Below are 7,768 nucleotides of genomic sequence, written 5' to 3' on the forward strand. Positions count from 1 at the left end.
GTTCTTCTGATACACCTGATGCGACTGAAACACCCGTCAGTTTTCAGGCTGGCCGGTTTCAGGGCTAGCGGCCTCCTGGCCTGCGCTTGACGGTCCATGACCGATATCGGTCAGTACTCGCTCAACGATCTGCGTCACGACGGCCAAGGACTCAGGGCTGAGCTCCAGCGCGCGAAGGGCGAGGTTCCTGACCTGGGGGTGGTGCCCCACCTTGGCCAGAGCGATCTCCTCCTCGGCCCGGCCCTGCGGCGCCGGATCCAGGAAGTACGATGCCGATACACCGAAAAACTGCGCCAGTGCCGTCAGTAGATCCAATGACGGATTTCGCTTTGATCCGTTTCTCAGAGCCGACAGATATGCACCACTGACTCGCAGCCCGGGCTGGATTCGCCGCAGCTCAGCGGCAACCTCATCGTGGGTGTACCTCCGACCCGTCGGTTCTTGCGGACGGATCTCCTCGAAGAGCATTTCAAGCCTCTCGGACAATGTCGGTCGCCCCGCAGCACCCGGCACAGATCATCCCTCCTGACCGCGAACCCCTACCTGCACCCCTTCATTTCCCTTTACTCAAGAACCAGTTGACAGAACCGCACTGCCGCACTCTAGACTCGCACCCCATCGAATTCAACCAGGAGTTGCACATCAACTCCTATCGATCACCCAAGAGTTGTCAATTCGTGAATTACTGAAGCACGAACTATCGCTTGGGACTTGGGCGCCGGAAGATCCGCCCCGATACCGGTCCTGTTTCCGCCGGCGCCGAGAAGCGGCAAGCCGAGACGCCCTCCCCTGAAGCGTGAACTCGTGCCGACGCCACGAGGGGACGATGACCATGGCTCAGCACGCAACGCCGCTCCATGACTCACGGACCGATGACTGCGCCACACAGCCACCACCCAGCGGTAAGTCCCCCGCACCGGCCTCGACTGCCGAGACGAACAAGCAGGCCTACCGCTGCACCGTATGCGGCGAGTCACTCGTCGACGCGGTCACCGGGGCGCTGTACCGGCACACGTGGGATCGTCGCGCAGCCGCCACCGTGGACGACGCACGACGCGATCGACGGTCACTCGCCCTGATCCTCGCCGACGTCGACCGCTTCAAGGCGATCAATGACACCTACGGTCACCCCGCTGGTGACAACATGCTCCACGCCATCGCCGAGGTACTCCGCCGCGGCAGTGGAGACACCGGCATCGTCGGCCGCTACGGCGGCTGTGCCGGAGACGAGTTCCTCATCCTGCTGCCCGACCTGGACCTGAACCGCACCCTGACGCTCGCCCGCTGGATGCGGGACCAGGTCCGCAGCCTCGTCGTCCGCGTACTCACCCAGCGCGGTGTCTTCGCGACGCTGGCCGGTCAGACCATCTCCATGGGGATCGCCGTCGCCACCGACCTTCCGCGCGGCGCACTGGCGGACCTCCTGTTGGACTGCGACACGGCCCTGCGCCAAGCCAAACAGAATGGCGGCGACCAGGTCCGTATCGCACTGCCTCACCCTGAAACCCCAGCCGCCGGCATCACCAGACAGCCATGGACCTCTCACGAAGCAGGGGTCGGCTACGACATGGGAGTCCGCCTCATGCTGGCACCCCACCACTGTCTCCCGCGCGCAGCTGAACGGGAGTTGGCGCTGTCGCCCCTCGGCGTGGAGCACGTCTACACGGTTCTCTCCACGCTCCTCAACCGCTGCACCGCACCCCTGGACACACCATGAAGACGCACCGGCAAACAGACCTGCTCCACTCCACAGCCTGGACACCCGAAGAGGGTGCAGAGGCAGTCCCCGCGGGAACCTGGTGGGATGCGGTACGCGTGCCGCAGGCGCTCGGTGTGAACGTCGTCCGCGCCTTCCGCACCCTGGCACCGACCCGCCTCGGCCCCGTCATCGCCGACCTCGACATGAAGGTCCCCAGCCTGTACTTCCTCACTCCCCTCGGCACGGCCACCTCGTGGAACGTCCCGCCAACGCGCGGCCTCGGCCACCACAGTTACATCGTGGTCCCCGACACCGACACCACCAGCCCTCCCGGGCCGTACTGGCTGGTCAGGCCACAGGACGCCACCGGTCTCACCGACCCGCGCGCCTTACACCGCTTCCTCCACTGCGCCGAATCGGACCTCTGCCCGCCAACATAACGGGAACACACAGCCATGCGACGCCCGCCTGGCACCAACCACCCACGACACACCCGATTCTCACGCTGGCGCAGCGCTCTGCTCCGCCGCGACGAGCCCGAACACCGCACCGTCGAGCCACCATCACCTGGGCACACACCCCCGTCGGTGTCCCAGCGATCCCGCTACGCACTGCGCCTGTTGCGCCGCGAGTGGCTCCCGGACGTCCTGGAGGCCCTTGCCCCCGGCCCCCACCAGTACAGCGCACTACTCGAAGACGTACGCAGCAACGGCAGCTCCGGAGAGCCGGAACAGAACTCGAACCGTCGCTACATCCAGGAGTCCGTCCTGACCCGAACCCTGGCAAAGATGCGAGAACTTGGCCTGATCGACAAAGACCGGGAGACGGACTTCCCGTACCACACCACCTACCGCATCACCGCGGCCGGACAAGAACTCCTCAACGCCCTCGTGCCGTTGATGCACTGGGCGGAACGCCACGGCCCGACCCACCCGACACCACCGGACGACGACGGCCCCGGGTGAGCGTCAGCCCCCGACCGCGGTACAGATCCGGCGTGCGCAATGAACGCCCCACGCAAGAAGCCCTCCCCGAGCCAGCAACCCCGCCGACCGGGAAGACACCCACTCCCCGAACTCGACACCTGGCTCCGGGGCGGGTGCGCGCTCGTCGTCGCAAGCGTGGCCGCGTACGCCTCCTACGTCCACCAACGCACCTTCGCCCTCCAAGGCGGCGCGGACCCGATCAGCGCGTCGCTGTGGCCTCTGTCAGTGGACGGCCTCCTACTGCTGGCCACGACGGCCCTGCTCCGCCAGACCCGCACCGGCACGCACCGCGCACATCGCCTCGTCTGGCTGTCCTTCCTGCTCGGCATCGCGGTGTCCCTGGCAGCCAACGTCGCGGCCGCCCCGACGCTGGACTGGAAGCCGGTACTGGTGGCCGGCTGGCCCCCGGTCGCACTGCTGCTCTCGGTGGAGCTTCTGGCACACCGACCGATGAACCCGGCGAGACCGCGAAAAACCCGCGAGAAGGTAGACAAGCCGGAGCACGCTCGCCGCCAGGAAGACCCTCTCCTCGAACAGGCCCGCCAAATCGACGCCAGGCACCGGGAGTTGCACCATCGCCCGGCGCCCGCCGAAGCTTTGCGCAAGGAGCTGCGGATCGGGGCGTCCAGGGCGCGCGAGTTGAACTCTCAACTCCGGGAGGACGGCGACCGCACTGGGCCTGGCCACGACCCAGCCGGACGAGCGCCTAGGGGTCACCCAGGCGGACAGCGCAGCGACTGAATCACACGGCCTGGGCGGGAACGGTCTCCCGCGGGCCACGACCGTGGCAGTGCGCCTCCAGCCACCTGTCCGGCGGCGGCGAGACCGAGGGCAATTGAGGGCCCCAGCCACGGCCCCGGCTGGCGCCGTGACCGTGGCTGGGGCGGCCCGCCTGTCGGCCGACTTGGGCAGACAGAGCGGCCGAGCCCACATCAGGACGAAGAGGCCGGGACCGCGGTCAGTCGATGCCTTCGACGATGCGGAAGTCGCGCTCGACGCCGTCGGAGAGGACGGCCAGCGCCTCCTGGTAGGCCGCGCTCTCGCGCGCCGCGACGGCCTGCTCGAAACTGTCGAACTCGATCAGGATGGTGCGCTCGGCGATTCCGGCATCGTGCGCCACGACCTGACCTCCACGGACAAAGGTCCGACCACCCGCGGCCTTGACGGCCGGACCGGCCAGCTTGTTGTAGGCAGCCAGCTTCTCGGGGTCGGAAATGGTGCGGTAGACGCTGACCCAGTAGCCCTTGGGCATGGAACCTCCAGTGGTGGGGTGAGTGCATCTGACGTACGGGGTGGTCGCGCTGGGCGTGTGTCGGTACTCACCGAGGAGCGGCGGCCTGGGCAGACTGCGTCATCGAGCGCGGGGCGCGAAGTCGGAGAAGTGCGGCGCGCCGGGCTCGTGCGGCATGCGCGCTGCTCGCGCGGCGAAGCTGACGGCGTGGTACCACCCGCACAACAAGAGCAGGTCGAGCAGCTGGAGTTCATCGAAGACCGGGGCGAGCCGTGTCCACAACGCGTCATCGATGTCGGAACGCTCGTGCAACATGTCGACGGCGAGGATGAGCAGCCGTTCCCGCTCGGATGTCCAGCACGGGTCGGCCGGACCGCCGTGCACCAGCGAGGCCGCCTGTTCCTGGGTAAGCCCGACCCGCCCGGCGAACGTCATCATGTGTACGCCCCACTCGTACTCGCAGCCGCACAGCACGCACGTCCGGTCGATGACGATCTCGCGCTCCCGCATGGTCAGGGTCAGCTGCCTGCCCAACTCGTAGCGGCCCCACCCGTGCATGGCGTCGGCCATCGGGAGGTTCCTGGCGAACATCCGGAACAGCCCGATCGGCGGGGCCTCCCCAGGCATCATCCGCGCGAGCAACACGTCGGCCTGGTCGGTGTACGGCGGGTCCGGCAGGGCTATCCGCGACATCGGCTCTCCCGTCGACTTCGTTTCGAAATCAGAAACGATTTTCTGGATGCTAGTGTTTCGAATAACGAAACGCAAGGAGGGTCATGCCAACGCCGCGCCCAGGTACACCAGTTCGCGGTTCGACGACCGGCCGCCCCCTCATGGCCGCGATGGACCTCTTCGGCCGCCGGTGGGCGCTGCGAATCCTCTGGGAGCTGCGCGGCGGGCCGCTCGGTGCCCGCGCGCTGCTGGCACGGTGCGACGGCCTGTCGTCGAGCGTCCTCTATCAGCGGCTGCGCGAACTCACGTCGAGCGGGATCGTCGCGCCCTCGGCCGACGGATACGAGCTCACCCGGTCGGGGGCAGCGCTCAGGGACGCCCTGCGTCCGCTCGACGAGTGGGCGATCACCTGGGCGCAGGAGCAAGAAGGCAACGATCAGGAGCCCTCGGGGGCGTGAGGTTTCGCTGGGGGAACGCGGCTGTCGCTCACTCCCGAGCAGCCGTCGCGTGCTCTCCTGTCCGGTTGGCCGCAACAGGTGGCAGCCCCCCAGACCGCTCGATCCGCGCACTGCCCCTGCGCCTGGTGCACGAGAACTCGTCGGAGGACATCGCCCCCTCGCCCCACCCGGCCGCCGTCACCTGGGCCGACTTCCTGCACTCCCTAGCAGGCGCCCGCCTGGCCTGCGACTTCATCGAGACCGGCCCCTGACCGGCGGGCACGCGTACATCCTCGCGGCCCGGGGCGGCTCGCTCCGGCGCACCCCGGGCTTACCCGCGAGTAAGTCCCATGCCAGAATGGAAGAAGAGCCCCGCGGTGCATCCCCCGTCGCCGCGGGGCTCTCACGTGCGCACACCATGGCCCAGGCGGGCCACGGGGCGCCCGCGATGACCAGAGCGGGATAGCCGAACATCCGGCACCGGAAGCGCTGTTTGGCGTCCATCCACGCCTGGGCGAGGACGATGACGTCGTTGGTGGCGTACGGGCCGGCGTCGACGGCCGTGGAGGAGAAGGCCAGTGGCCACGGTGGGCCGCCAAGTCAGGAATGGGCTTCATCGGCGCGACGCCGACACCGCACCTGGGACACCACCGGGCAGGGGGGGAACGGTGGACCAGCGCATACTGCCTGAGCAGGACTTCTCGGTGTTCGCCGATCCCGTGGGGTTCTCCGGACCGGCGCGACTGCGGGTGACGGAGGCGATGGCACGTCTGGAGGCCGAACGGCTGCGGGTGGTCCGGGCGATGGAGCGCGGGCAGCCGGTCGCCGCACGTGTCCTCGGACGAGGCGGGCAGGAGATCAACCGGAATCTCGCCCGCGAGGTCCCGGCCTGGCGCACCCTCGACGCCGTCCAGGCCAGGGGTTCCGTGGAGCAACTCGCCGTGAGCCTCCCGAACAACACGTTCGCGATGAACGACGGCCTGCGGATGATCAGCGTGTGGCACCGCGACGCGCTGAGCCCGGACGTGCGGCTCGTGCTGTCCGGCGAGGACCCGCAGGTGTACTTCTTCGGCTACGGGCCGTTCCAGATGAAGATCGTCGACGGGGTCGAGGTGCTCCTCGAGGGGCCCACCGTCCGCAACCGGACGACCGTCATCGTCGTGCGGGACGCCGCCTGCATGGCCGCCGCGCGCCACTACTGGGACGCGGTGCGTGCGACGACGTACCCGTGCGCAGCCGAGGACCCACCCGCCGACGGCCTCACCGAACGCCAGCGCCGCGTCGTCGCACTCCTGCTCATCTGCTCCTCGGACGAGCAGATCGCCCGCCGGCTCGAACTGAGCGTGCGCACGGTCCGGACGGAGGTCGCCGTGATCCTCGACCTCCTGGACGCCCCGACCCGCTTCGTGGCGGGATTCCGGCTGCGCGAGCGCCTGAGCCGAATCACCGCCTGCGCCTGCCCGCAACCGTCGCCGGCTGCAGGATGCTGCAATCTTCCGCCGACGGCGCCCGACAATCTCCTGCCATGCAAAGACATGGAAAATTCATGAGCGGCCTGGCGGCCGTCGTCGGCACCGCGTTCGGGACGACCCTGCTGGCCGCCGCGCCGGCGTCCGCCGCCCAGATCAGGAACAACTGCGAGGGCGCGGCGGTCGTCCGCTGCGCCAACGTCGAGATGCCGTCCACCGGCGTCTTCAACGCGCACGGGCGGGTGACCGACACCACCGGCGGCACCAACTACGACGTCCAGGTCGTCGATGTGCGGCTCGAGTACAACCTGAACGGCAACTGGACACTCCTGCGTGACGAGATGCCGGCCGACTCCTGGGCGATCGATCAGGACATCGCGCGCACCACCACGTACTCGTGCGGTTCGTCGGCACGAAAGAGCGTCCGCGCGAAGGTCTACGTTCAGTGGCGCAACGGCGGCACCGTGACCGGCGACTGGGTCACGACACCCACGGAGCCGCCGACGTACATCTGCCCCCGCTGATCAGGTCGATTCCCGGTCACCGACCAGGACTCCGCCCCGGCGGGGTGGCCAGCCACTAACCGGTTCGGTCCTCGGCGGCCGTCGGGTCCCACAGCCCGGCGGCCGTACCGCGCGCGACGTGTTCGGAATACACGTCGACCTTCCGGGCGATGATGGACCGGCATTCCTCAAGGGCGCGGATCTGGTCCTCGACCCGGTGTTGGTGGGCGTCGAGGAGCCGCAGCCGTTCCGGCTCGTTGCCCGGGCCCTGCCGCACCAGTTCGGCGAAACGCTTCAGTTCGGCGAGGGGCATGCCGGACTCCCGCAGCCGGACACAGATCCCCAACCAGTCGACGTCGGTGGGGCTGTAGCGCCGGCGGCCGCCCGCGGTGCGGTGGACCGGCCCGACCAGCAGGCCCTCGCGCTCGTAGAAGCGCAGAGCGTGGACGCTCAGGCCGGTGCGGTCGGCAACCTCGCCGATGCCGAGCGAATCCGTGAGGGTCTCGATGGTCGCCATGCGGGTCACTCTAGGGCTTGATCTAGACCTTCCTCTAGCTCGTAGCGTCCTGGCATGAGCACTCAGACCGCTGCCGCGCAGCACCCGATCAACTCCCCCTTCTCCGCGGCGTCCACCGCCGAGGAAGTCATGGCCGGGGTCGACCTCTGGGGCAGGACCGCTGTCGTCACCGGCGGCTACTCCGGCCTCGGCCTGGAGACCACCCGGGCCCTGGTGGCCGCCGGGGCCCGGGTCATCGTCCCGGCGCGCCGGCC

Annotated in this window: 12 protein-coding genes and 1 pseudogene; 9 read left to right on the forward strand and 4 right to left on the reverse strand. The window is 68.6% G+C overall.

Annotation, left to right across the window (positions count from 1 at the left end):
* Window positions 1–36 precede the first annotated feature (36 nt).
* A complete protein-coding gene (locus ACZ7L4_RS41450) occupies window positions 37–468 on the reverse strand; it encodes a helix-turn-helix domain-containing protein (protein WP_472110250.1) in 432 nt (143 codons plus the stop codon).
* 364 nt (window positions 469–832) lie between these two features.
* On the opposite strand from ACZ7L4_RS41450, the gene ACZ7L4_RS41455 reads away from it, so the two are divergent.
* The 4 genes from ACZ7L4_RS41455 (at window position 833) to ACZ7L4_RS41470 (ending at window position 3,426) form a co-directional block, all read left to right on the forward strand.
* A complete protein-coding gene (locus ACZ7L4_RS41455) occupies window positions 833–1,717 on the forward strand; it encodes a GGDEF domain-containing protein (protein ID WP_472110251.1) in 885 nt (294 codons plus the stop codon).
* Between the two features lie 98 nt (window positions 1,718–1,815).
* On the forward strand, window positions 1,816–2,139 hold the full coding sequence (locus ACZ7L4_RS41460; protein WP_472110252.1) for a hypothetical protein: 324 nt from the start codon (window positions 1,816–1,818) through the stop codon (window positions 2,137–2,139).
* A gap of 147 nt (window positions 2,140–2,286) precedes the next feature.
* Window positions 2,287–2,664 (forward strand): winged helix-turn-helix transcriptional regulator, encoded by a 378-nt coding sequence (locus tag ACZ7L4_RS41465; protein WP_472110253.1) that lies wholly within the window; start codon window positions 2,287–2,289, stop codon window positions 2,662–2,664.
* A 39-nt stretch (window positions 2,665–2,703) separates the two neighbouring features.
* Window positions 2,704–3,426: a DUF2637 domain-containing protein gene (locus tag ACZ7L4_RS41470; RefSeq protein WP_472110254.1), complete on the forward strand. Its 723-nt coding sequence runs from the start codon at window positions 2,704–2,706 to the stop codon at window positions 3,424–3,426.
* Between the two features lie 217 nt (window positions 3,427–3,643).
* Here ACZ7L4_RS41470 and ACZ7L4_RS41475 read toward each other — a convergent pair whose 3' ends face one another.
* Window positions 3,644–3,937: a DUF1330 domain-containing protein gene (locus ACZ7L4_RS41475; RefSeq protein WP_472110255.1), complete on the reverse strand. Its 294-nt coding sequence runs from the start codon at window positions 3,935–3,937 to the stop codon at window positions 3,644–3,646.
* A 99-nt stretch (window positions 3,938–4,036) separates the two neighbouring features.
* Window positions 4,037–4,609, reverse strand: coding sequence for a carboxymuconolactone decarboxylase family protein (locus ACZ7L4_RS41480; protein ID WP_472110256.1), 573 nt, complete (start codon window positions 4,607–4,609; stop codon window positions 4,037–4,039).
* Window positions 4,610–4,749: 140 nt separating this feature from the next.
* Between ACZ7L4_RS41480 and ACZ7L4_RS41485 the strand changes: the two genes are divergently transcribed.
* From ACZ7L4_RS41485 to ACZ7L4_RS41500, 4 genes are all read left to right on the forward strand, one after another.
* Window positions 4,750–5,046, forward strand: a complete 297-nt coding sequence (locus tag ACZ7L4_RS41485; protein ID WP_472110269.1) for a winged helix-turn-helix transcriptional regulator — start codon at window positions 4,750–4,752, stop codon at window positions 5,044–5,046.
* 65 nt (window positions 5,047–5,111) lie between these two features.
* The gene (locus tag ACZ7L4_RS41490) at window positions 5,112–5,297 is read left to right on the forward strand and encodes a hypothetical protein (protein WP_472110257.1); all 186 of its coding nucleotides are present in this window, start codon (window positions 5,112–5,114) and stop codon (window positions 5,295–5,297) included.
* 396 nt (window positions 5,298–5,693) lie between these two features.
* The gene (locus ACZ7L4_RS41495) at window positions 5,694–6,575 is read left to right on the forward strand and encodes a helix-turn-helix transcriptional regulator (RefSeq protein ID WP_472110258.1); all 882 of its coding nucleotides are present in this window, start codon (window positions 5,694–5,696) and stop codon (window positions 6,573–6,575) included.
* A complete protein-coding gene (locus tag ACZ7L4_RS41500) occupies window positions 6,572–7,018 on the forward strand; it encodes a hypothetical protein (RefSeq protein ID WP_472110259.1) in 447 nt (148 codons plus the stop codon). The genes ACZ7L4_RS41495 and ACZ7L4_RS41500 overlap by 4 nt, the downstream gene beginning before the upstream one ends.
* Before the next feature lie 55 nt (window positions 7,019–7,073).
* Here ACZ7L4_RS41500 and ACZ7L4_RS41505 read toward each other — a convergent pair whose 3' ends face one another.
* Window positions 7,074–7,514 carry a MerR family transcriptional regulator gene (locus ACZ7L4_RS41505; protein ID WP_472110260.1) on the reverse strand — a complete coding sequence of 147 codons (441 nt, stop codon included), beginning with the start codon at window positions 7,512–7,514 and terminating at the stop codon, window positions 7,074–7,076.
* A gap of 54 nt (window positions 7,515–7,568) precedes the next feature.
* Between ACZ7L4_RS41505 and ACZ7L4_RS41510 the strand changes: the two are divergent.
* A pseudogene (locus tag ACZ7L4_RS41510) lies at window positions 7,569–7,768 on the forward strand (oxidoreductase); the annotation flags it as partial.

This window comes from Streptomyces sp. NPDC107575 (genome assembly GCF_055657265.1).